The following is a 25,931-nucleotide window of genomic DNA, read 5'->3' as shown; positions in this document are numbered from 1 at the left end:
TGCTGCCGGCGCGCCGCCCGCTCCTAATCCGGCTTCTCGTTCAAGTCCACCTTGCTCGTCTTGTTAATCGAGATAAACACGCCCACGAACAACATGCGCGGGGCGGGCGGCGTCACGGCCACGCTGCGGAGCTGGCCGCTGGCATCGGGCTGGCCGGCGAAAGTGTAGCCGTAGACGTTGTTCCGGCCCAGCGCGTTGGAGGCCGAGACGTAGACGATGGTGAACTGCCCGAACCAGTGGGTGAGGTAGCTCACGTTCAGGCTCAGGTCCTGGTAGGCGGGCAGGCGGCTTTGGTTGTAGCCGGGCAGGTTGGGGTTGTTGTAGGCGCGGGGCGAGCCGTAGCTGTAGGTGAAGCCGACCTGGGTGTGGACTTTCTGCACCCAATACTTGCCCACCACGCTCAGGTTGTGCCGGGCGGCGAAGGTGGGCACGGCCGTCACGGGGTCGGTGCGGAACTGGCGGCGCGTATCCAGAAAGCCGTAGCTGACCCAGTAGTCGGCCTTTTTGAAGGTGGTGCGGTCGCGCCACAGCACATCTAAACCACGGGCGTAGCCGCCGCCGCCGTTCTGGTAGGCAGCCGGGTTGTAGAGGTTGTTGGGGTCGAAAGTGGTGAGCTGGGTGTAGTTCTTCTGGTAGATTTCGGCGCGCAGCGTGCGGTCCTTCACCATGCGCTGGTAGGTCAGCATGTAGTGCTCGGCGCGCTCAAACTGCAGGGCGTGGCTGATGCGCAGCAAATCGGTGGTGGGCGACTGGTAGAAGTAGCCCCAGGCGGCGGAGAGCTGGCTATACTCGCCGGTTTTGTAGGCCAGCCCCGCGCGCGGGGCGGCGTTGAAGCGCCCCAGCAGGGCCGAATATTCGGTGCGCAGGCCGGCGCGGGCGGCCAGCTTGCGGCTCAGCACCAGCTCGCTTTCGAAGAAGCCGGCGGCGCGCTGCTCGTTCACGCCAAGGGCCAGTATGGGGGCGTCGGCCGTGGGCTGGTACTGCTGGCGGTAGCGCTGGGCGTAGCCTTCGAGGCCCATTTTGAGGTTGAACCAAGTGCTGGCCGAGTCGTTGGTGAGCACGAGGCGGGCCACGGCGGAGCGGTCGAGGTCGTGCACAGACTGCACATCGGGGCGCACGAGGTTGTCGTCCTGGGTCAGGGCCAGGCCGGTGTTCAGGCTCCAGCCGTGCACCAGCGGGGCGCGGTAGGTGGCGTTGAGGTAGGCGTTGTCGTTGGCCAGGGCCACGGGATGGCCGGCGGCAAATTCCGGGTTGGCGTCGGGCTGGCTCAGGGCCAGGCGCTGGCGGCTGTAGGTGCCGTACACTTTCAGCATGCCGGCCTGCCCTGCTTTGTGGGCCAGCCTGAGCGAGCCGCCCAGGGCCAGCGGGGCTTTTTCCCAGCCCAGGCTTTGCGGCACAAGGTTGTAGTAGGGCGCGAGGTTGGTGTAGTCGGCGCTCACGGCCACCGAGGTGCGGTCCCAGCGCCGGGTGCGGGCCAGGCTGCCGCCCACGCTCATCAGCGACACGGCGGTCTGCGTCTCCGGCGCAAGGTCGGTGGAGTTCAGGGCCACCACCGCGCTCAGGGCCTGCCCAAACTCGGCCGAGTAGCCGCCGGTGCTGAACACGGTGCCCTTGAACAGGAACGGCGAAAACCGGCCCCGCGAGGCCACGTTGGGCACCGCGCCGCCGTAGGGCGTTTGCACGGGCAGGCCGTCGAGGTAGGTTTTGGTTTCCGAGGCGGCGCCGCCGCGCACGAACAGCTGGCCCGTTTCGCCCACCCGCGTGGTGCCGGGCAGGGCGTTCAGCGCCCCGGCGATGTCGCCCAGCGCGCCGGCCGTGGTCACAATATCCAGCGGCTTGAGCACCGAGCTGCGCTTGTCGTCGCTGGCTTCGAAGGCCCCGGCCGTCACCACCACGTCGCCGAGGGCGGCGCGGCTGGCTTTCAGCCGGATATTGGGCAGGCTGATGGGGCCTCCGCCCAGGGTCACCGGCAGCTCCTGCGGCTCGTAGCCGATGAAGGTGGCCACCAGCACCGCCGGTCCGGCCGCGTGCTCGGTGGCGAAGCTGAACCGGCCCAGCGAGTCGGTACTGGCCCCGTCGAAGGTGGTTTTCAGGAACACGTTCACGCCCGGCAGGGGCTGGCCGTTGGGGTCGCGCACGGTGCCTTTTAGGGAAGTTGGGGAGGTGAGAAGCTGGGAAGCTGGCGTCGGTGCAACGGTTTGGGCGAGGGCAGCGGGGGCGGCGCTCAGCAGCAGGAGCAGCGGGAGTAGCGAAGTTTTCATGGTGGGCCGGCGAGTAATTGATGGCTCAAAGGTGCCCGGTGCCCAATCCAGGCTCAACTTTGTGTTGCCGAAGCGACGAATGGCCCGGATGAAGCGTGGCCCGGCCGGATAAACCGCCGCCCGGCAACCACCGGCCCCCGCAAGTTCGTGGCCCTGGCCGGCAGCGGTCCGCCTCGCATATTTGCAAGCAAACCGGCCATTTCCATACAAATGGTCTGCCGTTCGGTTGTAGCCCCCGGAACTTCCTGCCACGCCGCAACTGGCTTTTTTTCGCCTTCACGGCATCATCATTCCCACCCGCCCAGCTTGCGGCATCATCCATTTCCCGTCTTCATGGCTGATTCTCCTTCCATCGATTACCACGCCCTGTTTCAGGCGCTGCCCGGCTCCTACCTGCTGCTGGCGCCCGATGGCACCGTGCTCGACAACTCCGACCAGCACGTGGCCGTGTCGCTGCTGCCGCGCGCGCAGGCCGTGGGCCGCGACATTTTCGCGGCCTACCCCTCGGCCCCCGAAAGCCAGCAGGAGCTGGCCGCCTCCCACGAGCAGGTGCGCCGCACCCTGCGCCCCGACACCATGCCCCTGCTGCGCTACGACCTGGAGCGCCCCGCCGAGCAGGGCGGCGGCACCGAGGAGCGCTACTGGCAAATCACCCACTACCCGTTGCTGGACGGGCACGGCCAGCTGCAGTACATCCTGCAAATGCCGCAGGACGTGACCGAGCAGCACCGCGCCGCCCTGCACGCCGCCCAGGTCCAGACCGATTTGGACGAAGCCCAGGACCGCACCCGCTTCATCCTCGAAAACCTGCCCGTGCTCATCTGGACCTCCGATGCCACCGGCGAGCGCGACTACCTCAACTCCCGCTGGCTGGCCTTCACCGGCAAGCCCCTGGGCCGGCAAACCGGCTGGCAGTGGACCGAAGACCTGCACCCCGAAGACCAGGCCCGCGTGCTCGAAGTCTGGCAGCATTCCCTCGCCACCGGCGACCTGTATCAGGTAGAATACCGCCTGCGTCGGCACGACGACCAGTACCGCTGGATATTGGTGCGCGCCGTGCCCCGGCGCGACGATGCCGGCCGCATTACCATGTGGGTGGGCGGGGCCACCGACATTCACGACCAGCGCCAGATGGTGCAGGAGCTGCTGGTGGCCAACGAGCAGCAGGCCGCCCTCTCCGACCAGGCCTACCAGCTCTACCAAAAGGCCGAAAGCCAGCGCGAAACCTACGAAAGCCTGTTTCAGCAGGCCCCGGCCATGATTTGTGTGTTGCGCGGGCCCGAGCACCACTACGAATTCGTGAACCCGCGCTACCAGCAGCTGTTTCCGCACCGCCAGCTGCTGGGCCGCACCGTGGCCGAGGCCGTGCCCGAAGTCAAAGACCAGGGCTTTATCGATATTCTCGACAACGTGTACCAGACCGGCGAAACCTTCCACGGCAACGAGCTAAAAATGCAGCTGGAGCGCGACGCCAGTGGGGTGCTCAAAGACACGTATTTTAATTTTATCTACCAGCGATTCCGCGAGAACGGCCAGCCCGCCGGCATCATGGTCTTTGCTTTTGAAGTCACCGATTTCGTGCGGGCCCGCCAGGTACTGGAGAAACTGCGCGACACCGCCGCCAACGCCATCGACGAAGCCACGGCCGGCTAAACCCGCTGTATCTTTGCGGTCTTCTTTGCTCCTCTTTTTTTAGCTCCCGGCATGGCCCTCTCTTCTTTCGACTTTCAGCAGGCCCGCGTCAAGCAGGTGCTGTTCAAGTCGCGGCTGCGCTCGGTGCTCTACGGCGTGCGAGCCGCCGAACCGGAGCTGTTTTCTCTGCGCGATAACCCCCTGGGCCAGTGGCTGCAAACCGCCGTAAAACCCACGCTCGGCGCCTACCCCGAAGTACGCGAGATTGAGCACACCCTGCAACAGATGCTCCAGACCGGCCAGGACCTGGCCGCCCGCTACGCCCGTGGCCACATCGAAGAATCGCGCGCCGGCCTCGACCAAATCAACGGCTACGCCGACCACATCGAGACGCTCCTGACCCGGTTGGAACAGGAAACCCGCCGGGCGGCCTAGCCCCTGGCTACAGATTGAACAGCGCGGCCGCGTTGCGCGTGGTGGCATCGGCCACTTCGGCCACGTCCTTGCCCAGCAGCTCGGCCACGCGGCGCAGCACCAGCGGCAGGTAGGCGGGCTCGTTGCGCTTGCCCCGGTGCGGCACGGGCGCCAGGTAGGGGCAGTCGGTTTCGAGCAGCAAGTGCTCCAGCCCAATGCCGGGCAACACCTTATCGGCCCCGCCGTTTTTGAACGTGGCCACCCCGCCAATGCCCAGCATAAAGCCCAGCCTGATGACCTGCTCCGCCTCCGCCGGCGTGCCCGAAAAGCAGTGAAACACGCCGCGCAGGGTGCCGTCCTGGGCCGCTTCCACCAGGGCCACGGTTTCGGCGAAGGCCTCGCGGGTGTGCAGCACGATGGGCAGGTTGTGCCTTTTAGCCAGGTTGAGCTGAATTTTCAGGGCTTCCTGCTGCTCGGCCAGCAGGGTTTTGTCCCAGTGCAGGTCCAGCCCCGCTTCGCCTACGGCGGCAAAGGGCCGGCGGCCCAGCCAGGTTTCCACCTCGTACAAATCCTGCTCGAAGCTGCGCGTGACCGAGCACGGGTGCAGGCCCATCATGGCGAAGCAGGTTTCCGGGGCCTGGGCCTCCAGCTCCATCATCGCGTCGATGCTGGAATGGTCCACGTTGGGCATCACAATGGTGCGCACCCCCGCCTCCTGGGCGCGGCGCAGCGCATCGAGCCGGTCGGGCTTGAACTGTTCAGAATAAAGGTGGGCGTGCGAATCGGTGATGTGCATAGGAACGCAAAACTACCACCCTGGTCCCAGTTACGCGCTGCGCGCTAAACGGTGGCCAGCGCCGAGTGCCAGGCCCGCTCACTCGTAGCGCCGCCCCTTCCACACCACCGCCCCACCAAACAGCTGAAACCCCAGAATTGCCACCGCCAACGCCAGGGTGTAAAGCTCGAACAGCGGCAACAGCCACCAGCGCAGCCGCAGGCCGGCCCGGCGGTGCGCAAAATATGCCAACACGGCCTGCACCAGCACTTTCGCACCCCAAAAAACAAGCGCCAGTCCTGGCCCTGCCAGCCACGCCAGCCCCAGCAGCGCGGGCCAAAACCCGCTGAAAAACAGCAGCTCCAGCCGCAGGCGCAGCGGCAGCCCCTCCACCCCGCGCAGCCAGCGGCGGCGCTGCTTCAGCAAGTCCGGCCAGGTGGGCATGGGCAGCGAATCGGCCCTTACTTCGGCGTTGAATACCTGCCGAAAACCGTAGCCCGCCGCCAGCACGGCCCGGAACAGGGCAAAATCCTCGGTCACGGAGAAGGGGAGCGCCTCGTAGCCGCCGGTGGCTTCGTAGGCGGCGCGGGTCACCAGCATGTTGTTGCCCATGGCCGTCACGGGCCGGTCCAGGTCGCTCACCACCTGCACCATGCTCAACGACAGCAGCCAGTCGATGCCCTGCAGCTGGTGAAACAGCCGCGGCCCCCGCACGGCCGTGATGCCCGTAACCGTGCCCATACCCGGCGCGGCCGGGGCCAGCAGGGCCGTAATCCAGGTCGCGGGCAAGCTGATGTCGGCGTCGGTGATGAAGAAAAAATCGGTGGTGGCCTGCCGGGCCAGGTGCGCCAGCACGTTGGCCTTGCCGCGGGCCTGGCCCAGCGTTTCGGAGATGGAAATGACCCGAAAAGAACCCGCAAACCCCTGCATAGCCGCCTCGGCCACGGCCGCCGTGCGGTCGGTGCTGGCATCGTCGCCAACCAGGATTTCCAGCAGCTCCTGCGGGTAATTCAAGGCCCGCAAGCTGGCTAAGCAGCGCGGCAGGGCTGCCTCTTCGTCGCGGGCGGCGATGAGCACGCTCACGCGGGGCAGTGGCGCGGGCAGCGGCGCAACAGGTTTGGTGCCTTGCCGGGTGGCGAAGCGCCAGGCAGTGTAAGCCATGCCCAGCAGCCAGAGCACCAGAAAGCCCGGCAGGAAAGCCAGCAGCAAGCCCCTCACAGCGTCGAGAACTGATACCCCCTTTCCACGAAGTGCGCCAACACCCGCGGCAGCACAAACCGCAGCCGCGCGCTGGCCTTCCGGCTGTCGTGAAACACCAGAATGTCGCCGGGTCGAACCGCCGCCAAGGTGAACTGCAAACAGTTTTCCGGGCTCAAATCCGGGTCGTAGTCCCGCGTCAGCACCGACCACATCACCAGCCGAAACTCCGGCCGCAGCGCCTGCAAAAGCGACCAGGTGAGCCGGCCATACGGCGGCCGGAAGAGCCGCTTCTGTGCCCCAGCAGCGCCGGCCGGGTCCACGCCCACTTCGGCTAGCACGGTCTGGCAATCGGCAATACCGTCCAGATACTCAGCGCGGGCGGAGGCCCAGGCGCTGCGGTGGTAGTGGGTGTGGTTGCCCAGCCGGTGGCCCGCGGCAAGGGCGGCGCGGGCAATTTCGGGGTAGCGCTCCAGGTTCTGGCCCACGCAAAAAAACGTGGCCTGGGCGTTGTAAAGAGCCAATTGCTCCAGCACCCAGGGCGTTTCTTCGGGAATGGGGCCGTCGTCGAAGGTGAGGTACAGCACCGGCGCGCCGGCGGGCGTGTGGCGCGGGCCGGTCCACTCGCAGCCGGGCAGCAGCGCGTGCAGCAACCGGGGCGGGCGGGTGAGCAGGGCCGCGTCGAGCCGGGCACGCATGGGCATCAGGAGCGCACGATGCGCATAAACGGCACGCTCGTATCGGGCAGCGGGCCGAGCACGGCCGCCAGCACTTCGAGGAACGTGTCGGCGGTATCGGGCTGGCCACCGGCGGGGCCGCGGCCCAGGTGGCGGTGCATGTCGCCGGCCCACTCCCCTACCACGGTGGGCGTGCCAGTGGGGCCATTCAGGCCCAAAGTGGCTTCCAGGGTGAAGTAGCGGGGCCGCGTTTCTTCGGCTTCGGTTTCGGCGGGCTCGTCGTCTTCCTCGTATACGAGGGCCGAAAAATGCGCTTCCATGGTGGCCTGGGGCGGCGGCAGGTGAAACAGGGCCGTGACGCGGCCGGCCACTTCGTGCCAGCTCAGGCGCAGGCCTTTGGGCACAACTTTCTCGGCGGCAGACAGGTTTTCGGCGGCTTTGTCCCACACGTAGTGCAGCAGCTCGCGGGCCAGGTAAGGGTCGCTCAGCTCGCGGCGCACCGAAACCGGACGGCGCCAGGCCAGCTGCGGCAGCAGCACGTGGGCAAAATTATACGGGTGCGAACGGGCCATAACGCAAAAGTAACGCCGGGCTCAATGCGGAACGACGAACGAGGAATGAAGAAACGCGAAAAAGGCCTGTTGAGCCAAAATTTCTCATCCCTCGTTCTACATTGCCTTCAACAGGGCCTGCCACAGCACCTCGGCACTAGCTGCCCAGGAAAACCGGCTGAGGTTGGCGTGGCCCTGGGCCACGAGCTGCTGGCGCAGCGCCGCATCGGCCCACAGCCGGGCGAGGCCGGCGGCAATACTGGCAGCCTCGTGCGGGTCGACGAGGAGCGCGCCGCCGGCGCCGGCTACTTCCGGCATCGAGCTGACGTTGGAAGTAAGCACCGGGCAGCTGCTGGCCTGGGCCTCGACGATGGGAATGCCAAATCCCTCGAAATAAGGCACGTACACCGTGGCCCGCGCGGCGGCATACAGGCCGGCCAGCTCGGCATCGGCCACGCGGCCAGTGAAATGCACCGCGTTTTGGTGGCGCATCTGCTGGTAGGCGTTGAGAATGGGGCCGGCTTTCCAGGCTTTGCGGCCCACGATGAGCAGCTGCGCGGCGGCCACGGTCGGGCCGCCGTCGGTTTTAAACGCATCGAAGGCTCGCAGCAGGTTGCCCAGGTTTTTGCGCGGCTGCAGGGCGCCCACAAACAAAAAATACGGCTGCCCGTGGCTGAAGCGTCGCCGGATTTCCCGTTGCGCGGCCTCGGGCTGGGGCCGAAACAGCTCGGCGGGCGCATTGTAGGCCACGCTGATTTTGGTGGGCGCGACGCCGTAGGTCTTGACGATATCGGCCTTGGTGGCTTCGGAAACGGCCACGAGCTGCTGCGAGGCGCGGGCGAAACGAGGCGTAAAAAAGAGGTAATACTTGCGCGTCAGCAGGCCCACGTCGAGCGGGAAATGCTCGAAGGCCAGGTCGTGCAGCACCGTCACGCGGGGCACACGGGTATTCAGCGTCGTGAAACCGTCGGGGCTGAGGAAGGCGGCCGGGCGGTGGCGCGCCAGCCACAGGGCCACCGCACCCTCAAACCACGCCAGGTACAGGAACGGGTGCCGCGCCGGCGGGGGCAGCACGTGCGGCACCACATTCGGCCCAAACAGGTAGCGCGGGTCGAAAGCGCGGTCGAACAGGAAGTGGAAGGTCACGTCCGGATGCTGAGCCACCAGCCGGCTCAGCGTTTCGAAGCTGAAGCGGCCGATGCCTTCCAGGTGGGCCCCCGGCAGCAGAAAACGGGTATTGACGGCGACGTGAAGGGCTGACATATGAATGATGGTGAACGTCATGCTGAGCCTGCCGAAGCATCTCTACCTCAACACTAATTAATTACTTGCGCGGTAGAGATGCTTCGGCTCCGCTCAGCATGACGTTCTTTTTAATTCTCAATTTTCAACTCGTCCTCTCGGCAGCAGCTGGTCGATTTCGCTGCCGCGCACCAGCCCGGTGCCCAGCACAATCAGCCCAAACACCACGGCCATGATGCCGGCTTCGACCCACCAGCGCAGGCCCAGGCCATACTGCAGCCCGTACCACGCCCCGCACAGCAGCCCAAACGCCAGCAGCAGCCGGGCCAGCAAGCCGAAGGGCACCCCCACGCTCGTGCGCCGCGCCACCAGCACCAGGTAGCCCACCGACACGGCCGCCGCGCAAATAAGTGTATCGACCGAAGCGGCCACGGCCCCGAAGCGCGGCAGAAACACCAGGTTCAGGCCGATGTTGAGGATGATGCTGCCGGCCACCAGCCAGCTCACGGCCCGCTCGTGGGTGGTGCTGGTGAGCAGCGTGCTGTAGATGGCGAAGAAGGCGTGCACCAGCACGTTAACGAACAATATCTTCAGGCAGAGCGTCATGCGGGCCACTTCGGCCGGGCTGCTGTGGCTGAACTGCCAGAACACCACCTCGCCCCGAAACAGCACGAAGGCCACCACAAACAGCAGCGGCAGCGTGAGCACGCGCTGCCCGAACCAGAGCAGCTGGCGCTGGGCCACCGCATCCTTCGGCACGCTGGCAAACTTGGCAAAAAACAGCGGCAGCACCGTCCAGGCGTACATCATCACGGCATCGACCCAGCGGTAGGCCCCGGCGTAGTAGCCGGCCTCGGTGGGTGAGGCCAGGCGTTCGAGCATCACCATGTCGATGCGCTCATTTACCCCGTAGAGCAGCGTCATGAGGGCGAAGGGCAGGCTGGCACGCAGGGCAGTGCGGGCCAGCGGGCCGTGCCAGCGGTACCGCACCCGGCCGAAAAAGCGCGTCATCAGCCCGTAGAGCAGGGCCGTGGAGAGGGCCGCCGCCGCCAGCCGCGCCCCCACGTAGTTGGGCAGCGTGAGGCCAATGGGAATGAGCACCAGCACGGCCCCGAGCAGCAGAAATTTCTCCACCACCGAGAGCACGGCGTCGGTATTGAATTTCTGGTGGGCCTGCAGGGTGCCGCGCAAAAACTGCCCGTACTGCGCCAGCAGCAGCGCCGCGCCCACGGCCAGCAGCAGCAGCAGCAGCTCGGAGCCGCGGTAGCCCAGCACCCAGCCCACGGCCAGCATGGCGGCCAGGGCCACAAAGTTGAGCGCCCCGCGCAGGGGCAGCAGCGTGGGGAAGGTTTCGGCCATGAAGCGGGGCTCGGCGGCCACCCGCTGCACGGAATAGGGCGTGAGGCCCAAATCGGAGATGGCGGCCACCACCAGCGTGAGGGCCGAAAGCGCCGTGATGAGCCCAAATGTGGCGTGCCCGAGCCGGTCCTGCACCAGGTTTTCGACCACCACCCAGCCGGGTTTCACCAGCAGGTTGAGCAGGACGACGAAGCTGATATTGCCGAAAAACCGTTTGATGCCGACGAGGGAGCTAGAGCCAGAGGAAAGACCAGAATTCGAAAACCGGCACCCGGTGCCAGTTTCGCAAAGCTACGCACCACGCCGGGGCAGCCGCAAAAACTACCGCACCGGGCCATTTTCCGGCTATCTTTGCCCGCCACTTTCCCGCTTCCCGCTCAATTAATTACACGTGCCGGGTTGAGTGGCGTTCCCTTCTGTATGTCTGCACCTTCTTTCTCGCTGGTGGGCCTCGGGCCCATTATCAACCGCTGGAAAAACCTCGTGGCCGGGGCCGTTGCCCTGGCCGCTCTCGTCAGCATTGTAGTCTCGCTGCTACTGCCCAACGTGTACCGGTCCACCGCTATTTTCATCCCCACCAACCCGCAAACCACTGACCCTGACCGGCTTGTGGAAGGCGGTAAGCTGGAGCTCGGCGGCCGGGCCGAAGATTTGGACCGGGCCATCACCATCGGTGAATCGCAGCCAGTGGCCGAGCTGGTCATCAAAAAATTCGACCTTTACAAGCACTATAAGGCCGGCGCGCCCGGCGACGATGCCACCGACAACTACGTGCTGAGCGAGTTTACCGGCAACCTGTCCATCGTGCACAACGAGCGCGACGCCATCGAGCTAACGTTCATCGACAAGGATAAAAAACTGGCCGCCCAGGTTGCCAACACGCTGGTGCAGGTCATCGACTCGGTGAACCAGCAGCTGACCTTGGAAAACCGCCGCCACGTGCTCGACCTCTACCGCCAGCGCTACGAATACCTGAGCACTAGCTTTGAGCGCAGCCGCCGCGAATTAGTTGGTGCCCGCCGCCACTACGGCATTTTTGGCCTCGAAATGCAGGGCCGCTACATGGTGAAGCAGCTCATCGAAACCGAAGCCGCGCTGCGCAAAGCCGAAGCCAGCGGCGGCGATGTGGCCGGCCTGAAACGCTCCCTGCGCGGCCTCACCCGCGCCGACGGCGGCAACCTCATCAACCTGGAAAGCTACGTGGCCGGCACCGACTCGCTGGCCATGTTCACGACCCGTGTGGCTGACCTGCAGAGCCGCCTCATCGGGGCCCGCTCGGCCTACGAATCGGCCGAGCTGAGCATCAAAGGGCGGATTTCGAGCGTATACCTGGTGCAGAAAGCCTACCCGGCCACCAAAAAATTCAAGCCCGTGCGCTCGCTCATCGTGCTGGGTTCCATGCTGCTCACGTTCGCGCTCTCGATAGTCGTTATCGCGCTGCTGGAGCTCTACCGCCACAACCGGCCCGCGGCCATCCGCCCCGCGTGAACCCCTCGCTGAACTCGCTGCTGCACCGGCTTCGGCAACGGTTCGACGGGCCGCAATTCCTCTTCATGGGGTTTGTGGGGCTGCTGCTGGTGGGCGGCGCGGCGGCGGCGCTGGCCCAGCTGCCGGCCCTGCTCCTGCCCGCCCTGCTGGCCGTGGGCCTGCTGGTAGCGCTGGTAGAATGGCGCTGGATATACTATCTGCTGTTTTTCATTCTGCCGTTCACCCAGGAAATCAGCCTCTTCGGCGGCCTGAGCATGGACGTGCCCTCCGAGCCCTTGATGCTGGCCCTCACGGCCTGCGTGGGGGGCGCGCTCATGCTGGGCGTGGGGCACCTGCCCCGCCGCGAATGGCTGCACCCGCTGGTAATCATTCTGGCCCTGATGCTGCTCTGGACGGCCGTCGACACGGTTTTTTCGGTCGATAAGGTGAAGTCCATCAAGTACCTGCTGGCCAAGGTGTGGTACATCGGGCCGTTTCTGGTGGGCACGCTGCTCATCGTGCGACGGCCCCAGGAGGCGTGGCGCTTCGCGGCGCTGTACGCGGCCGGGGCCTGTCTGAGCGTGTTTTACGTGGCCAGCCGCCACGCCACCAAGGGCTTCACCTTCGAGCAGATTAACTGGGCGCTGCATCCGTTTTTTCGCAACCACGTCATCTACGCCACCATGCTGGCGCTGCTGATTCCGTTTTGCTGGTTTGCCATGCAGGCCACGCGCCACATGGGCGCGCGGCTGGCCTGGCGGGTGGCGCTGGGCATTCTGCTGTTCGGCCTGCTCACGTCCTACACGCGGGCTTCCATTCTGTCGATTCCGATTGCGGGCTTGTTTTACCTGGTGATGCGCCTGCGGCTCACGCGGCTCGTGCTGCTGGCCGTGGCCGTGGGCACCTCGCTCACGGTGGTGTACTTCGTGAGCGGCGATAATTTCATGGAATACGCGCCCAACTACGAGCGCACGGTGTTCAACGGCCAAAATTTCGAGAAGCACCTCGAAGCCACCTACAAATTGCAGGACGTGTCGGGCATGGAGCGGGTGTACCGCTGGGTGGCCGCCGCCCGCATGATTGGCGACAAACCCCTGGTGGGCAGCGGCGCGGCCACTTTTTACCCCGAGTACAAGCGCTACACGGTAAAAAGCTTCCGCACCTACGTGAGCGACAACCCCGAAAAATCAACCACCCACAACTACTTCCTGCTCCAACTCGCCGAGCAGGGACTGCCCGGTTTTTTGCTTTTCGTCATTCTCATTGCCACGGCCCTGCTCCAGGCCGAACGCCTCTACCACCAGTCCCGCCACCGGCCCGATATCCGGCGCGTGGTGCTGGCCGCGGCCCTTTCGCTGGTGGTCATCGTCTTCCACCTCACGCTCAACGAGCTGGTGGAAGTCGACAAAATCGGGCCCGTATTTTTCGTGTGTCTGGCTTTGTTGATTCGGGCCAACTCGTGGCTGGCGGAAGCGGAACCCGGCACCGAATCTATCGGGGAAACTGCCGCGGCAAGCCCAGCGAATCAGGCTGCCAGCCCAGCTTAGCCCGGGCCTGACTTCGCACCGCCGTTTCCACTACTTGCTCATTGAGCATTGCTAAGCTACTGATGTGTAGCTCCCACCCTCGGGATTTGGGGTACGTCCGCTCGTACAGTATATACGTGCGGGCACCCAGCCAATAGTGCGTTTCAGCTTCCGCCGTATCGCGCTGAGAAGGGCCGTATTTCCGCTTCAGGGCTGCTAACACGGCATCGGCCTGAGCGAGCCCTACATCGATGGTTACGCCTTCAAAATGGTGGTTACGAAACCAGTAAGTAGGAACGACGGCCTGCCCACTAATCGTAACCGTATCAGATTGGCGTGTGAATAACTTGGTGGTACGCCACCGCTTGCCAATACCACTCGGAGTATGGGTTAATCTGGGCACCTGCGTATCCAGGCACCCAAAGCAAACACCGCCAAACCCGTTTTCCCGGTCCAACACAGCAATGCTTGGTTCTGAATCAGGGGATTGTGCAGCTATCAAGAACACAAATCCCGTTGTCCACACAACCCGATGGAACAGTGTCTTCATTTGAACCGGCAGCTGAGAATCGTCACGTCGTCGGCAAACTGGGCGTTGTGGGCGCTGAAGGCATTGATGCTGCGCAGCAGCTCCTGGTGCAGCTTGGGCAGCGGCAGGTAGCGGTTGCGGTGCAGCACGGCCAGCACGCCGTCTTCGCCAAACTCGTTGCTGTCGGCATCGAACACCTCGGTGAGGCCGTCGGTGTAGAGCAGCAGCAGCGAATGGGGCGGGATTTCGACCTCGCCTACCCGCAGCAAGGGCAGCTCTTCCATGATGCCGAGCATGACGGTGCCGTCCTTCAGCAGCTGCACGGTGCCGTTGTCAGCCAGCAGCAGCGGGTCGTTGTGGCCGGCATTAACGAACTGCAGACGGCGCGAGCAGCGGTTGTAGATGCCGAGGAAAGCGGTGATGAACTTCTCCCCGCCCGAGTTGCGAAACAGCAAATGGTTGAGCTCCGGCACGATGGTGGCCAGCTCCACGCCCTGGCGCAGCAGCGTGCGCAGCCCGGCCTGGAAGTTCGACATCAGCAGCGAGGCCGGCACGCCTTTGCCGCTCACGTCGGCCACGCACAGCAGCAGGCGGTCGGCATCGATGTCGACCACGTCGTAGTAGTCGCCGCCGATTTCGGTGTGGGGCACGTAGCTGCGCTCAATGGCCAGGTGGCCGTCGTTGGGCAGGGTGCGCGGAAAAAGCATGGCCTGCACCTCCTGCGCGATTTCGATTTCCTTGCGCACGGCCGCATCGGCAATGCGCTGGGCCTGCAGGCGGCGGTTTTCGACGGCCCCCATCAGGGTGTTGGCCAGCGAGGTGAGGAAGGGAATGAGCTGCTGGCGGTCGTAGTCGGAGCGCAGGCCGCCCACAAACACGTAGGCCACCACCTGCCGCAGGCGCAGAATGGGCAAAACCAGCTCGTACCGGTCCCAGGCGGGGCCCAGGCCCAGGTCTTCAACAGCCTGGGGTTCTCTCACTTCGGCATCGAGCAAGGCACGGGTGAGCTTGAGCTTTTCGGCGGTAGCCATGTCGCAACCCAGGGCCAGGCGCACGCGGAAATCCTGGCCCTCGTGGGCGAAAAGCAGCAGCTGCACCACGTTGCGCTGGCCCTGCAGGGTGAGGCGCAGCATGTGGTAGAGCTCATCCACCGAATGGTCGCGGGCCGTCATGTCGTGGGCCACCCCGAGCACGGTATCCAGCTCGAACTGCTTGAGCTGCAGCTGCCGCCGCAGCAGCTTGAGCTGCTCGTCGCGGGCGGCGATTTGGGCGGCCGAAGCGGCCGAAAGCTCAGCGGCAGAAAGAGGAACGGCAGAGGCCATGAGGTAAGGTAAGCAACGTGGATGGAACACGCGCCCGACGGTACAAACTTAACCCGCCACGGGGGTTTTCGGGTCGTAAGCATCGCGCAGGCCGTTACCCAGAAGATTGAAGCTGAGCACGAGCAGCGAAATGGCCGCGCCCGGCAGCAGCGTGAGCCACAGGCCGGCCTCGGTGCCAAGCAGGTCGTAGCCTTCCTTCACCATCAGGCCCCAGCTGGGCGCGGGCGGCTGCACCCCCAGCCCCAGGAAACTCAGGCCGGCTTCGAGCAGAATGGCGGCGGCAAAATTACTGGTGGCCAGCACAATGAGCGGCCCGCGCATGTTGGGCAGCAGGTGCCGCGCAATGAGGCGCGACGTGGGCAGCCCCAGCACCCGCCCGGCTTCCACGAAGGTGGCCGAACGCAGGCTCAGCATCTGGCCGCGCACCACGCGGGCCACGTCCACCCACATGGTCAGGCCCACGGCCACAAAGCTGACCCACACGCCCTTGCTATCCAGGGCCAGCGAAATGGCGATGACCAGCATGATGCCCGGAATGCTCCACACCACGGTCATCACGCCCAGCAGCACCGAATCGACCCAGCCGCCAAAATAGCCGGCCACGGCGCCCACGGCCATGCCCAGCACCAGCGAAATGAGCACCGCCACCAGCCCAATGCCCAGCGAAATGCGCGTGCCCAGCAGCAGGCGGCTCAGTTCGTCGCGCCCGGCTTTGTCGGTGCCCAGGGCGTAGGTGCGGGTTATCAGGTGGCTTTCTTTGGTAATACGTCGCAACTCGGCAGCGGGGCCCGCGTGGCCCACCACGGCCGCCAGCGCCACGCGCCGCAGCCGGCCCGCGTCGGCCGAATGCACGCCCAGAGGCTTCAGGATGATGGAGTCGCCCGCAAACTGGTAGCCGCCAATGGGCGTTTCCTGCACGGCGGGCTCGCGGCCATGCAGCCAGGTAGTGAAGATGTTATCCGCGTTTTGGCCGTTGCGGGCCGAGTCGGGCAGCGGCTGGCGCAGCAGCAGCACGCGCAGGCCGGGCCGCTCCTTTTGCACCTGCACGAAGCCGTGGTTGGCGTTGGGTGAATTGTCGGGCAGCACCCAGTAGCCGAGCAGCGCCACCAGCGTGCAGAGGGCAATAAAGGCCAGGCCGGCCACGGCGGGCCGGTTTTGCCACAGGCGCTGACGCACGTAGTACCCCGGCGGCCGGGCCGCGGCGGCGCTCACGGGCGCGGCCGGCGCTGCTGCCGAAACTGCCGTGGCCACGGCTAGCGGGTGTTGTGCTGCAGCAGGCCTTCCTTGGAGGCCAGGTACGAGGCATCGCGGGCAATGGCGCCGAAGGAGGTGGTTTCGTAGGCCAGCTCGGTATCGGGGTCGGGCCAGTAGCTGCGAATCAGGCCGTGCTCCAGCAGGTTGCGCAGCTGGTTTTCCAGGTCTGACGCGGGCAGGCCGGTTTTCTGGAGCAGCGTGCGGAAAGGGGTGACGAAATATAGTTCGTCGAGCAGGTCAAATTCGGGGTCGGTCACGGGAAAATGGAGCGCGTGGAGGTAGCGGGGCAAATGTAAGCCCGGTGGGCGGCATGATGGTCAACGGCCCTCCTGCATTACTACATTTATCGCAGCCGAGGGCAATAATGGCAATATTATCGGGCATATTCCGCCAAAACATCAATGAGCAAGTCCAAAGTCCTGCTTTTCATTGCCCTGACCGTTGCGCTGGTTGCGGGGCTGGTGGCCGTCGCCCACCAACTGGCCAACCGCCCGGCCTTCATCAGCTACCGCGTCGATTTGCGGCAGCAGCAACTCAAACTATATTGGAAAGATGACCGAAACCAGCGATTCAAAAGCCTGGAAGGCCTGAAAAAGTGGCTCCACGCGCACGGCCAGAACCTCGTTTTCGCCATGAATGCGGGCATGTTCAACCCCAATTACGCGCCCCAGGGGCTATTTATTCAGGCGCAAAAAACCGTCATGCCCCTGGATACCACCACCGGCCCCGGCAACTTCTACCTGAAACCCAACGGCGTTTTTTACCTCACAACGGAGGCCACCGCCCGCATTTGCAAAACGGAGGATTTCCGTAACGATGGCCGCGTGGCCTACGCCACCCAATCGGGCCCCATGCTGGTTATCGACGGCAAAATCCATCCCGCCTTCAGGCCGGGCTCCCCCAATTTGCAAATTCGCAATGGCGTGGGAATCCTACCCAATAACCAAGTGCTTCTGGCAATGTCGAGAACCAAAATAAGCTTCTACGACTTCGCTGATTACTTTAAAAAAGCCGGCTGCCGGCAGGCCCTGTACCTCGACGGGTTTGTGTCGCGGACCTATGAGCCAGCCGCCAGCTGGCCCCAGACCGACGGTGATTTTGGCGTAATAATCGGCGTTACCGCACCGCAGCCACCGCAGGCAAGGCCCCTTCCTGCGAATTGATATAGGCCACAATCGAAGCAATTTCCTGGTCTGAAAGGGCAAAGGAGGGCATTTGCTGCTTGTTGAATTTGTTGAACAGATTGGCGGCATACTCGTCGCCGCTGGCCACCACTTTGCTCGAATTCTTCACCCAGGGCAATATCCATGCGATGGGCCGGCGCCTGGTGATGCCGCCCAGGGCCGGGCCAACTACCTGCTCATCCACAGCGTGGCACTGGGCGCAATTATTTTTGAATAGGGCATCGCCCAAAGCTGCCAATTTAGCCTCGGCTGGTAGCAGGTTTACGACAGCATTGGCAGCCAGCGGTTTGTCAATAACCCCGCAACCTCCTTGCGCCTTTGCAACTTCAGCCTCATCGGCCGCGAAGCCAGCCAGGCCGGCCGCGCTCAACAAGGTGAAACCAAACAGCACGACGATTAAAGCCATACCAACCGAAAGGGCGAAACCAACTGAATTGAAGCGCATAAGTCCTTGGGCTTAGGTGGAATATATACGCGGCAAATTTACCTTCCAAGCCCGACGGCAGGTATTTTTTTTACCGCATCCCCCCCCCGCCCAGCTACCGCACCGCCCGGCCCTTCCACTCGTAGCCGCCGCGCCAGCCGGCCGTGCCCACGGCCAGCGCATACGGCGCGTACAGCACCTGCAGCGGCAGCAGGCCCCACAGCCACTTCCGCTGCCCAAAAAAGCGCAGCACCGGGCTCAGAAACCAGGCATCGGCGCCCAGCTTAATGGCCCAGGCCACCAGTATCCAGGGCCAAAGTGCGGGCCACAGCAGCGCCGCTCCTGCCCCGGCAGTCAGGGCCACGTTGGCCCCCAGCACCAGCAGGGCCAGGCGGCGTGGCGCGGGGCTTTGGTAGTGCCGCCATTTGCTGGCCCAGCGCACCCGCTGGCGCAGCAGCGTGCGCAGCGTGGACGGCGCGGCGGTGCACACGGTGGCGGCGGCATTAGCCAGGAAAAATGCGGAGCCGGGAAAAGCCGCGTGAATTTTGTGCAGCAGAAATTCGTCGTCGCCGCTGGCAATGTGGGCGTTATCGGCGAAACCACCCACGGCCTCGAAGGCGGCGCGGCGGTAGGCCAGGTTGGCGCCGTTGCACATGGTGGGCTGCTGGCGGACCAGGCAGGCCGCGCCCACGCCCACCAGCCCCGCGAATTCGAGCCCCACCAGCATGTGCAGGAACGTGGCCGGCCCCGTGAGCAGCACCGGCCCGCTGATAAAGTTGGCGTTTGGGCGTTGAGCCACTAGAGCCGCGTAGGCTGCCAGCCAGCCGGGTCCGAGGCGGCAGTCGGCATCGGTGCACACCAGCCACGGGGCGCGGGCGACTTGCAGGGCGGTGAGCAGGGCGGCTTTTTTACCGGTTTCGGCGGCGGGCAAGGAGATGAGCCGCAGGGAAAAACCAGTTTCCTGAGCCGCTGCGGTGACAAGCGCAGCCGTGGCATCGGTAGAATGGTCGTCGGCGATGAGGACTTCGAATTGCGCGGCGGGCAAGGTTTGGGCCGCCAAATCGCGGAGAAGCTGGGGCAGGCTTTCCGCCTCGTCGCGGGCGGCGATAAGGACGGAGAAAAGGGGAGCCTCGCCGCCCAGCGGCACCTCCCCCCCCAGCCCTCTCTCCAAAAAAGAGGGGGAGCCAGCCGACTCGTTTATACGTGCCGCAGTGGCTCCCCCCTCTTTTTTGGAGAGGGGGGCTGGGGGGGTGAGGTGACCAGGGAGGGCATCCCACCCGCCGCGCAGCCAGCCCATCAATCCCGCATACAACACGGGCAGCACCAGCAGGCTCATTCCGGCCAGCATCATCGGCCCGCCCGCTTTTCGCGCAGCACCCGCAGGCCCGGCACCAGCAGCAGCCCGGCCGCGCTGGGCAGGGCAATGTTGATGACCCACAGGCTCAGACTAGCGCTGAGTACGGGCAGCGCCGGCTGGCCCAGCAGGCCAAACAGGTGCGTGGCCGACAGTTCCCGCACGCCCACATCGGCCAGGGCATTGAGCGAGGGCACCAGCGATTTCAGCAGGAACGTGCCCGCCACCGCGGCCAGCCCCGGCCCCAGCGAGCCGCCCACGCCATACGCCGTGAGCAGCAGCATAAACTGCGCGCAAAACACCGCGTAGCGCAGCCCCGAAATGGCCAGTACCGCATGCAGCGCCCGCGCCGGATAGGTGGGCATGATGGCCAGCGCCGGCCGGAACCGCCGCAACGGCCGCCACACGCCCAGCGCCGCCAGCAGCAGCTGCGAGCGGTAGAGCGGCACCAGCACCAGCGCGCTAATCAGCACCGCCGACGCGGCCACGCCCACCCCGGCGGCCGGGTAGCCGTTCAGGTAAAATTTCAGCAGAAAATAGAGCAGGCCCGCCACGCCGGCCAGCACCGTGGCCACCAGCTGGCAGTAGCGCCCCAGGAAAACGGCCCCCAGCGCACTCACGCGGCGGCTTTTCAGTTCGATGATGCGGCCGGCGTAGTCGCCCACGCGGTTGGGGGTGGCAAAGCCCAGGGTGAGGCCCACCAGCACCGCCCGGAAGCTGCGCCCGAACGTGACGGGCTCCAGGTGCCGGGCCAGGCGGTACCACTTCCAGGCCTCTAGGCCCCAGTTCGCGGGCACCAGCGCCAGGGCCAGCAGCACCGGCCCGCGCCCCGCCCCGCCGAGGGTGGTGGCCAGCAGCTGCCGCCAGGCCGCCGCCGTGTCGGGCGCGGCGAAAATGGAGTTATAGAGCAGACCCAGCGTGAGCAGCGTGACCCCAATCTTGCCCCAGAACACCAGCCGGTTCCACTGCCGGACCCGGCGGTTTTCGGGTTCGGGAAGGCGCGAGTTCGGGTCGGCAGCAATTGGTAGCCCGGCGCCGGCTGCCGCTGAAGTAGCCGAGGCGGCGGCCTTGCCGGGGTCGTAGCTTTGTGCAAGATGCCTGCCCCCCTTCGCCCCCGCCCCGCTCCCGCCGTCGAGTTGCTGCCCAAAATCATCATGGGCGTCGACCCCGGCACCCAGATTATGGGCTACGCCCTGATTGAGGTGCGCGGCCAGCGGGTCGACGTGCTGTGCTACGACGTTATCAATATGAAGGCGCTGGGGTCGAATCACGCCGTAAAGCTAAAGCGGATTTTCGACCGCATGCTGGAGCTGATTGACGAGTACCTGCCCGATGAGCTGGCCATCGAAGCCCCGTTTTTCGGCGTCAACGTGCAGAGCATGCTCAAGCTGGGCCGGGCGCAGGGCGTGGCCATTGCCGCCGCCCTCTCCCGCCAGATTCCCTACGTGGAATACGCGCCCACCAAGGTGAAGCAGTCCGTAACCGGCTCGGGCGCAGCCACCAAGGAGCAGGTGGCGCACATGCTGCGCCAGACCCTCACGCTGCCCCCCGCCGCACAAGCCAGCACCTTTCTGGACGCCACCGATGCCCTGGCCGTGGCCCTGTGCCACCATTACCAAAAGGGCAATGCCGCCGGCGCCAGCGGCGGCAAAAGCTGGGGCAAATTTCTGGCCGAGAACCCTGAGCGGCTGGGGGCCAGCACGGCGACTAAGGCCAATAAAACCACCAGAACCGCTAGCGTTAAGGGGAAAAGCATTCCCAAATGATGGCCGTTCGCCCTGCCATGCTTCAACAGCTGTTCCCACCGATGCCGCTTTCTATTCGCCGTACCGCCAGCTAGAGTGCGGCAATGCCATCCAGTTGAACCAATCTCAACCCGCTAAAGCTACTCCAGCGGCTTGGGCCACACGTAGTTTTTCGACCATTCCTGAAACACCGCCACTTCGGCCGGGTGCGCGGTCAGCCACTGCTGTACTTCGGGCACGGTGGTTTGGGAGGAGTGGCTCAGGTAGGCGAAGGCGGGCGCGTAGCCTTTCTTTTCCATTTCCACAAAATAGGGCACGTAGTAATTCCAGGTGAAGCCCTTCTGCTTGTCGTTCAGTTCACCCAGGGTTTTGCACAAATGACCGAACTGGGTGCTGAACTGCTCTATTTCAGTGGGTACCGGGGCCCCGGCCGGCAGGTTCAGGACTGCCGCACCCGAAATGGACAGCAACAATTCTGCCGGGCCGAAATTATCCGGCCCGCTGCTCTTGCCATTGGTCCCGTTCAGCGCATCCTCCGAGATGTTGATTGTAACCGCGTTACTGCCCGTTTTGGACACTCCCTGCGTCATGGCCTGGTCTAGCAGCGGCAGCCGCTGGGTAGCGCGGGCACTGCGGGGCTCCAACACCAAAAACCGCCCCAGGGCTAGCACTGCTGGCACCCGGGCGCGGCTGCTTAGCTGCATCACACCCAGGCTCAGGTGCGAGCTGGCATGGCCGGGGTTCAGGGCCACGGCTTGCTGAAAGCTGGCGATGGCGGCCGGGGCCTGGCCGCTGGTGGCCTGGGCCACGCCCTGGTTGTAGTGCAGCGAGTACGAATTGGGGTAGCGCTTCAGGCCCTGTTCGTATACGCGGCTGGCTTCCTTGGTCTTTTTCAGCGCGTCGAGGCTGTTGCCGTAGGTCACGTACACGCTCTGGTCGGCGGCGGGGTTGGCTTTCAGCAGTTTCTCGCACAGCTTGGCGGCTTCGGCATCGCGGCCGAGAGCGTTGTAGGTGAGGGCCAATTCGCTGGTGGCCGTTTCGTCGCCGGGCGCGGCTTTTAGGGCCTGCTGGTACTTGGCCACGGCTTCGTCGTATTTGCCGGCGTCGTACAGCTTCACGCCTTCTTCTACCAGTGCGTGGGGGCTGGCGGCGCCGTTGTCTTGCGCCGCCGCCGCCCCGATGCTGCAGCCCCACAGCAGAAAAATCAATGCTTTCATCAAAGAAATCAGAATATAAATGCGGCTGCAAGGTAGCGGCCGCGCCAGTCAATTGGGGTAGCAGCCGAATGGTTAATTACCCCTTCCCGACCATAATCTCCCCCACCGAATACGTCACCGCGTAGCCGCTAATGTCCACCCGGCCGCCTTCGCGCAGCCGGCACCACAGGTCGCCGCCCCGGGGCGAAATCTGGCGGGCGCGCAGCTCCGATTTTCCCAGTTCGGTGGCCCAGAACGGGATGAGCGTGCTGTGGGCCGAGCCGGTGACGGGGTCTTCGGGCACGCCCACGCGGGGCGCAAAAAACCGGGACACGAAGTCGATTTCGCCCTCACCGGGTGCCGTGGCGATGAGGCCGACGTACTCGAACGCGGCGATGGCGGCAAAATCCGGGCGCAGCGCGGCCACTTCGGCTTCGGTGGCAAACACGGCCACCAGGTCGCGGGCCGCCAGCACGGCGTGGGGCACGCCGCCGAGGGCCGCGGCGAGGCCAGCCGGCATTTCGGGCAGCAGCTGGGGCGGGCGCGAAGGGAAATCGAGGGTGAGGCGGCCGGAGCCTTCGCGGGTGACGCGCAGCGGGCCGCTCTGGCTATGGAAAATGACTTCGGAGCCCGGCAAACCGAGGTGCGTGAACAGGACGTGGGCCGACGCCAGGGTGGCGTGGCCGCACAAGTCAATTTCGACGGTGGGCGTGAACCAACGGATGTCGTACTCGGCCGGCGCCCCGGCGTGGGGCACGAGAAAAGCGGTTTCGGCCAGGCTGTTTTCGGTGGCAATTTGCTGCATCAGGGCAGCGGGCAGCGCGGTTTCGAGTGGGCACACGCCGGCGGGATTGCCGGCAAAGGGGGTTTGGGCGAAGGCGTCGACGTGGAAATAGCGTATCACGGGCGGGGCGGTTGGCGTAGATTTTCGGGGCAAGAATACGGCGCGCGGGCAAACGATGCCGGCCGGGCTCCGCGCCCGCCCCCTGATGCGCCGGGGTCGGACCCCGGAATTCCGGGGTCCGACCCCGGCCTTCCGCCCAAAAAGACCGGAACCTCGGGCTTTTTGGGCGGAAGGCCGGGGTCGGACCCCGGAATTCCGGGGTCCGACCCCGGCCTTCCGCCCAAAAAGACCGGAACCTCGGGCTTTTTGGGCGGAAGGCCGGGCTTTTTAAGCGGCGCGCCGGGCTTTTTTGGTGGAAGACCGGGCTTTTTGAGCGGCGTGCCGGGCTTTTTGAGCGGCGTGCCGGGCTTTTTGGGCGGAATTCCGGGGTCAGCCCCCGGCGCTTCGCTGAAAAAGCCTGGCGGCCCGACCTTTTTGGGCGAAGCGCCGGGGCTGGCCGTCAATTTTTAAAATAAATTTGACTCCACGCAACCGGACGCGCCGGTGGCCGGTCAGGGCTGCACAAGGCCGGGCCGGTACCGCCCACCTGCTATCCCATTCCCTACCCTATGCCGCCACCCGTTGCCCCCGTCGATGAGGCCTTGCTGGCGGCGTGCCGGCGCGGCGAATCGGCGGCGCAGCACCGGCTTTATCAGCAGCTTGCTTATCGCCTGATGGGGGTGTGCCTGCGCTACTGCCCCAACCGGGCCGAGGCCGAGGACGCCCTGCAAAACACGTTCGTTAAAATTTTCACCCGCCTCGAGCAGTACCGGGGGCAGGGGCCGTTTGAGGCCTGGGCGCGGCGCATTGCCGTCACCACCTCGCTGCACGCCGTGGAGCAGCACCGCCTGCGCCACCCCGGCCCCGGCGGCGATGCCCTCGACGAAATGGCGGCCGACCTGCCCAGCGCCGAGCCCTCGGCGCTGGACCACCTGGCCACCGCCGACCTGCTGGCGCTGCTCGCCACGCTGCCGCCCGGCTACCGCACCGTCCTCAACCTGTACGCCGTGGAAGGCTACTCCCACCAGGAAATCGGCGAGCTGCTGGGCATCGCCGAGGGCACGTCCAAATCGCAGCTGGCGCGGGCCCGCCGGCTGCTCGAAACCCGCCTGGCGGCCCATCACTCCCCGCAATTACCATGACCGACCGCGAACCCGACGACTTATATGATGCCCTGCGCGACCGCCTGGCCGACCACGGCCAGGAGCCGCCCGCGCAGCTGTGGGCCGGCATTCGGGCGCAGCTGCCGCCCCCGGTGGCCCCGCCGCAGCTGCGGCGCCGCAAGCGCCGCGCCGCGCTGCTGGCCTTGCTGCTGCTGGTGGTGAGCACGGGCAGCTGGCAATGGTGGCGAATGGGCCAAAAAACCGGCTTGAATGGCTCTGAAACCACTATTACTTCTTCAACTTCACCCACTACTGCCTCTTCAGCCCCCACCAAGCAGCCCGCGAATTCTACGTCAGCGGCCCCGGCAAGCGCCGCAAATTCGTCTCATCCTGCCACCCAAGCAACTGCATCGGCCACCCTCGCTGCCGACGCAACCAAGCCTGACCTTACCGCTAACGCCAAAACCAACCAGCACGCCCCCGCAACGGCGGCCAGGCCCGGTTTTTCGGCTTCAGTGGGAAAATCTGCCGGTTTGAAAGCGGGCCCTCGGCCGGAAATACTGGCGGCCGCTCGCGTGGCCGGAGGTTCACGGCGGCGCAGCGGCCACTTGCTGGCGGCGTCGAATGAAGCGGTCAGCCGTGCCGGCCGGACCCAGGCAACCCGCCTAAATCAGCCGGCCGATAATGGTGCTGCCAAGGGAAAAAACAGTACCGCAACAGCTGCGCAAAGCTCCGATACCGTCGCTGTACTGGCCGGCCGACGCCATCATTTCAGCCATCGTAAAACGGCCATCGCTCCGTCCACCTCCACCGCCGGTCTCACCACGGCGGCCGGGGCGGCCCGTTATTCTTTGGCCCGCCAGGGCGCCTCCCGGCGCCACCAGCCGGAGGGGGCCCCGGCCGCCGCCACGCCCGACGCGGTAGCCCGTGCGGCCCAATCTCCGAAGGCATCAGTAGCTCCCGAAACGGCCACGCCCGGCGCCATTTCTTTTGCGGAATGGAGCCGGCCCGTGGCGCTGCGGCAACTGCCGTGGGCCACGCCGTTGGTGCAGGCCGTGGCCGATACCGCGCCGCACCTGCCGGCGGCGGATGCGCGCTGGAGCCTGCAGGTGCTCGCCGGCCCGGCCGTGACGTACCGCCTGCTTGGCTCGACGCTGCTGGCCGGCCGTTCGGCTGCTGCGAATTTGGCTTTTTACGACCAGTCGGGCGCAAGCACCTCCATTCCGGCCCAGGAACAGGCGGCCATCGGCTACGGCGCCCAGGTGCAGGTGCGCCGGGCCCTGAGCGGCCGCTGGGCCGTGAGCACCGGCCTGGGCTACTACGAATACGCCACCAGCCTCAACCTGAAAACCGTTGCGCTGCCGGCGGGCAGCAGCCCCATATTCACCAATGTTGGCACCATACTCCACGATTCGGGCCAGGTGCGCACCGTGCACTTGCGCGACACTTACCGCTTCCTGACGGTGCCGGTGCGCTTCAGCTACCAGCTGGGCGCGGGCGGGCGGCACCTGCGCTTGGGCCTGCTGGCCGGGGCCGACATGGCCTGGTACCTCGGCGGGGCCACCACCGAAGGCAGCGCCTGCGGCTGCGAAACCCACGCCTGGGGCCTCAGCGGCAGCCCCTACCGCCCCCTGAGCCTGGCCCTGAACCTGGGCGTGGACCTGCGCTACCGCCTCGCGCCGCGCTGGGAGCTGCTGGCCCAGCCCTCGGCCACGTTTTTTCTCACCTCGCTGGCCCGGCCCAACACCGGCTTTGAACCCCGGTACTTGCTGGGCGGCAGCACCCTGCTCGGCGTTTCCTACGGGCTGCACTAGCGGCGCTCCTCACACCACCCAT

The 25,931-nt window shown here is 65.4% G+C and carries 23 protein-coding genes; 8 read left to right on the top strand and 15 right to left on the bottom strand.

Annotated features, from left to right (window positions below; translation table 11 throughout):
• Positions 1–23: 23 nt before the first annotated feature.
• Positions 24–2,261: a TonB-dependent receptor gene (locus J4G38_RS13455; RefSeq protein ID WP_210517469.1), complete on the bottom strand. Its 2,238-nt coding sequence runs from the start codon at positions 2,259–2,261 to the stop codon at positions 24–26.
• Between the two features lie 333 nt (positions 2,262–2,594).
• On the opposite strand from J4G38_RS13455, the gene J4G38_RS13450 reads away from it, so the two are divergent.
• Both J4G38_RS13450 and J4G38_RS13445 read left to right on the top strand, forming a co-directional pair.
• The gene (locus J4G38_RS13450; RefSeq protein WP_210517470.1) at positions 2,595–3,914 is read left to right on the top strand and encodes a PAS domain-containing protein; all 1,320 of its coding nucleotides are present in this window, start codon (positions 2,595–2,597) and stop codon (positions 3,912–3,914) included.
• 51 nt (positions 3,915–3,965) lie between these two features.
• Positions 3,966–4,328 carry a hypothetical protein gene (locus J4G38_RS13445; RefSeq protein ID WP_210517472.1) on the top strand — a complete coding sequence of 121 codons (363 nt, stop codon included), beginning with the start codon at positions 3,966–3,968 and terminating at the stop codon, positions 4,326–4,328.
• Positions 4,329–4,335: 7 nt separating this feature from the next.
• Here J4G38_RS13445 and J4G38_RS13440 read toward each other — a convergent pair whose 3' ends face one another.
• From J4G38_RS13440 to J4G38_RS28975, 6 genes are all read right to left on the bottom strand, one after another.
• Positions 4,336–5,103, bottom strand: a complete 768-nt coding sequence (locus J4G38_RS13440) for a TatD family hydrolase (RefSeq protein ID WP_210517475.1) — start codon at positions 5,101–5,103, stop codon at positions 4,336–4,338.
• 78 nt (positions 5,104–5,181) lie between these two features.
• Entirely contained in the window at positions 5,182–6,300 is a 1,119-nt protein-coding gene (locus J4G38_RS13435; protein WP_210517477.1) for a glycosyltransferase, read from the bottom strand.
• Positions 6,297–6,983 (bottom strand): polysaccharide deacetylase family protein, encoded by a 687-nt coding sequence (locus tag J4G38_RS13430; RefSeq protein WP_226163391.1) that lies wholly within the window; start codon positions 6,981–6,983, stop codon positions 6,297–6,299. The genes J4G38_RS13435 and J4G38_RS13430 overlap by 4 nt, the downstream gene beginning before the upstream one ends.
• Positions 6,983–7,528 carry a hypothetical protein gene (locus J4G38_RS13425; RefSeq protein WP_210517480.1) on the bottom strand — a complete coding sequence of 182 codons (546 nt, stop codon included), beginning with the start codon at positions 7,526–7,528 and terminating at the stop codon, positions 6,983–6,985. Before J4G38_RS13425 ends, J4G38_RS13430 begins: the two co-directional genes overlap by 1 nt.
• Positions 7,529–7,624: 96 nt before the next feature.
• Positions 7,625–8,770 (bottom strand): glycosyltransferase family 4 protein, encoded by a 1,146-nt coding sequence (locus tag J4G38_RS13420; protein WP_210517482.1) that lies wholly within the window; start codon positions 8,768–8,770, stop codon positions 7,625–7,627.
• Between the two features lie 117 nt (positions 8,771–8,887).
• Positions 8,888–10,306, bottom strand: a complete 1,419-nt coding sequence (locus J4G38_RS28975) for an oligosaccharide flippase family protein (RefSeq protein WP_226163413.1) — start codon at positions 10,304–10,306, stop codon at positions 8,888–8,890.
• A gap of 222 nt (positions 10,307–10,528) precedes the next feature.
• On the opposite strand from J4G38_RS28975, the gene J4G38_RS13410 reads away from it, so the two are divergent.
• Positions 10,529–11,596: a GumC domain-containing protein gene (locus tag J4G38_RS13410; RefSeq protein ID WP_210517485.1), complete on the top strand. Its 1,068-nt coding sequence runs from the start codon at positions 10,529–10,531 to the stop codon at positions 11,594–11,596.
• On the top strand, positions 11,593–13,122 hold the full coding sequence (locus J4G38_RS28970; RefSeq protein WP_210517487.1) for an O-antigen ligase family protein: 1,530 nt from the start codon (positions 11,593–11,595) through the stop codon (positions 13,120–13,122). Before J4G38_RS13410 ends, J4G38_RS28970 begins: the two co-directional genes overlap by 4 nt.
• A 525-nt stretch (positions 13,123–13,647) precedes the next feature.
• Here the strand turns inward: J4G38_RS28970 and J4G38_RS13400 are convergent.
• From J4G38_RS13400 to J4G38_RS13390, 3 genes are read right to left on the bottom strand one after another with little or no spacing between them, the layout of a single operon-like run.
• A complete protein-coding gene (locus J4G38_RS13400; protein WP_210517489.1) occupies positions 13,648–14,952 on the bottom strand; it encodes a PP2C family protein-serine/threonine phosphatase in 1,305 nt (434 codons plus the stop codon).
• A gap of 48 nt (positions 14,953–15,000) precedes the next feature.
• Positions 15,001–16,203, bottom strand: coding sequence for an ABC transporter permease (locus tag J4G38_RS13395; protein ID WP_210517490.1), 1,203 nt, complete (start codon positions 16,201–16,203; stop codon positions 15,001–15,003).
• Positions 16,204–16,205: 2 nt separating this feature from the next.
• Positions 16,206–16,463, bottom strand: coding sequence for a hypothetical protein (locus J4G38_RS13390; RefSeq protein WP_210517491.1), 258 nt, complete (start codon positions 16,461–16,463; stop codon positions 16,206–16,208).
• A gap of 144 nt (positions 16,464–16,607) precedes the next feature.
• Between J4G38_RS13390 and J4G38_RS13385 the strand changes: the two genes are divergently transcribed.
• Positions 16,608–17,369, top strand: a complete 762-nt coding sequence (locus J4G38_RS13385; protein WP_210517492.1) for a phosphodiester glycosidase family protein — start codon at positions 16,608–16,610, stop codon at positions 17,367–17,369.
• On the opposite strand, the gene J4G38_RS13380 is transcribed toward J4G38_RS13385, so the two are convergent.
• The 3 genes from J4G38_RS13380 to J4G38_RS13370 all read right to left on the bottom strand — a co-directional run bounded on the left by J4G38_RS13380 (position 17,323) and on the right by J4G38_RS13370 (position 20,121).
• Positions 17,323–17,835: a c-type cytochrome gene (locus J4G38_RS13380; RefSeq protein WP_226163389.1), complete on the bottom strand. Its 513-nt coding sequence runs from the start codon at positions 17,833–17,835 to the stop codon at positions 17,323–17,325. The genes J4G38_RS13385 and J4G38_RS13380 overlap by 47 nt on opposite strands.
• Before the next feature lie 94 nt (positions 17,836–17,929).
• Positions 17,930–18,985: a glycosyltransferase gene (locus J4G38_RS13375; protein WP_210517495.1), complete on the bottom strand. Its 1,056-nt coding sequence runs from the start codon at positions 18,983–18,985 to the stop codon at positions 17,930–17,932.
• A gap of 176 nt (positions 18,986–19,161) precedes the next feature.
• The gene (locus J4G38_RS13370; protein ID WP_210517498.1) at positions 19,162–20,121 is read right to left on the bottom strand and encodes a lysylphosphatidylglycerol synthase domain-containing protein; all 960 of its coding nucleotides are present in this window, start codon (positions 20,119–20,121) and stop codon (positions 19,162–19,164) included.
• Positions 20,122–20,262: 141 nt separating this feature from the next.
• Between J4G38_RS13370 and ruvC the strand changes: the two genes are divergently transcribed.
• Positions 20,263–20,934, top strand: coding sequence for a crossover junction endodeoxyribonuclease RuvC (gene ruvC, locus J4G38_RS13365; protein WP_210517501.1), 672 nt, complete (start codon positions 20,263–20,265; stop codon positions 20,932–20,934).
• 119 nt (positions 20,935–21,053) lie between these two features.
• Here the strand turns inward: ruvC and J4G38_RS13360 are convergent, their stop codons facing one another.
• Together J4G38_RS13360 and J4G38_RS13355 are read right to left on the bottom strand one after the other, a co-directional pair.
• On the bottom strand, positions 21,054–22,130 hold the full coding sequence (locus tag J4G38_RS13360; protein WP_210517503.1) for a tetratricopeptide repeat protein: 1,077 nt from the start codon (positions 22,128–22,130) through the stop codon (positions 21,054–21,056).
• A 76-nt stretch (positions 22,131–22,206) separates the two neighbouring features.
• Complete coding sequence (locus J4G38_RS13355; RefSeq protein ID WP_317198201.1) at positions 22,207–23,013, bottom strand: PhzF family phenazine biosynthesis protein; 807 nt, start codon at positions 23,011–23,013, stop codon at positions 22,207–22,209.
• A 548-nt stretch (positions 23,014–23,561) separates the two neighbouring features.
• Between J4G38_RS13355 and J4G38_RS13350 the strand changes: the two genes are divergently transcribed.
• Positions 23,562–24,134 carry an RNA polymerase sigma factor gene (locus tag J4G38_RS13350; protein ID WP_210517505.1) on the top strand — a complete coding sequence of 191 codons (573 nt, stop codon included), beginning with the start codon at positions 23,562–23,564 and terminating at the stop codon, positions 24,132–24,134.
• Positions 24,131–25,909, top strand: a complete 1,779-nt coding sequence (locus J4G38_RS13345) for a hypothetical protein (protein WP_210517508.1) — start codon at positions 24,131–24,133, stop codon at positions 25,907–25,909. Before J4G38_RS13350 ends, J4G38_RS13345 begins: the two co-directional genes overlap by 4 nt.
• The last annotated feature ends 22 nt before the right edge of the window (positions 25,910–25,931 follow it).

It is taken from the genome of Hymenobacter terricola, assembly GCF_017921975.2.
In the GTDB taxonomy this organism is placed as follows: Bacteria; Bacteroidota; Bacteroidia; order Cytophagales; family Hymenobacteraceae; genus Hymenobacter; species Hymenobacter terricola.
Note: the sequence above shows the minus strand (reverse complement) of the source record. Positions and strands in the feature narration are given on the sequence as shown.

Coding starts and splice junctions, on each gene's coding strand:
- J4G38_RS13380 (WP_226163389.1), bottom strand. CDS start 17,835: ATGCGCTTCAATTCAGTTGGTTTCGCCCTTTCGGTTGGTATGGCTTTA.
- J4G38_RS13445 (WP_210517472.1), top strand. CDS start 3,966: ATGGCCCTCTCTTCTTTCGACTTTCAGCAGGCCCGCGTCAAGCAGGTG.
- J4G38_RS13440 (WP_210517475.1), bottom strand. CDS start 5,103: ATGCACATCACCGATTCGCACGCCCACCTTTATTCTGAACAGTTCAAG.
- J4G38_RS13350 (WP_210517505.1), top strand. CDS start 23,562: ATGCCGCCACCCGTTGCCCCCGTCGATGAGGCCTTGCTGGCGGCGTGC.
- J4G38_RS13385 (WP_210517492.1), top strand. CDS start 16,608: ATGAGCAAGTCCAAAGTCCTGCTTTTCATTGCCCTGACCGTTGCGCTG.
- J4G38_RS13420 (WP_210517482.1), bottom strand. CDS start 8,770: ATGTCAGCCCTTCACGTCGCCGTCAATACCCGTTTTCTGCTGCCGGGG.
- J4G38_RS13410 (WP_210517485.1), top strand. CDS start 10,529: ATGTCTGCACCTTCTTTCTCGCTGGTGGGCCTCGGGCCCATTATCAAC.
- J4G38_RS13455 (WP_210517469.1), bottom strand. CDS start 2,261: ATGAAAACTTCGCTACTCCCGCTGCTCCTGCTGCTGAGCGCCGCCCCC.
- J4G38_RS13345 (WP_210517508.1), top strand. CDS start 24,131: ATGACCGACCGCGAACCCGACGACTTATATGATGCCCTGCGCGACCGC.
- J4G38_RS13425 (WP_210517480.1), bottom strand. CDS start 7,528: ATGGCCCGTTCGCACCCGTATAATTTTGCCCACGTGCTGCTGCCGCAG.
- J4G38_RS13400 (WP_210517489.1), bottom strand. CDS start 14,952: ATGGCCTCTGCCGTTCCTCTTTCTGCCGCTGAGCTTTCGGCCGCTTCG.
- J4G38_RS13430 (WP_226163391.1), bottom strand. CDS start 6,983: ATGCCCATGCGTGCCCGGCTCGACGCGGCCCTGCTCACCCGCCCGCCC.
- J4G38_RS13450 (WP_210517470.1), top strand. CDS start 2,595: ATGGCTGATTCTCCTTCCATCGATTACCACGCCCTGTTTCAGGCGCTG.
- ruvC (WP_210517501.1), top strand. CDS start 20,263: ATGCCTGCCCCCCTTCGCCCCCGCCCCGCTCCCGCCGTCGAGTTGCTG.
- J4G38_RS13360 (WP_210517503.1), bottom strand. CDS start 22,130: ATGAAAGCATTGATTTTTCTGCTGTGGGGCTGCAGCATCGGGGCGGCG.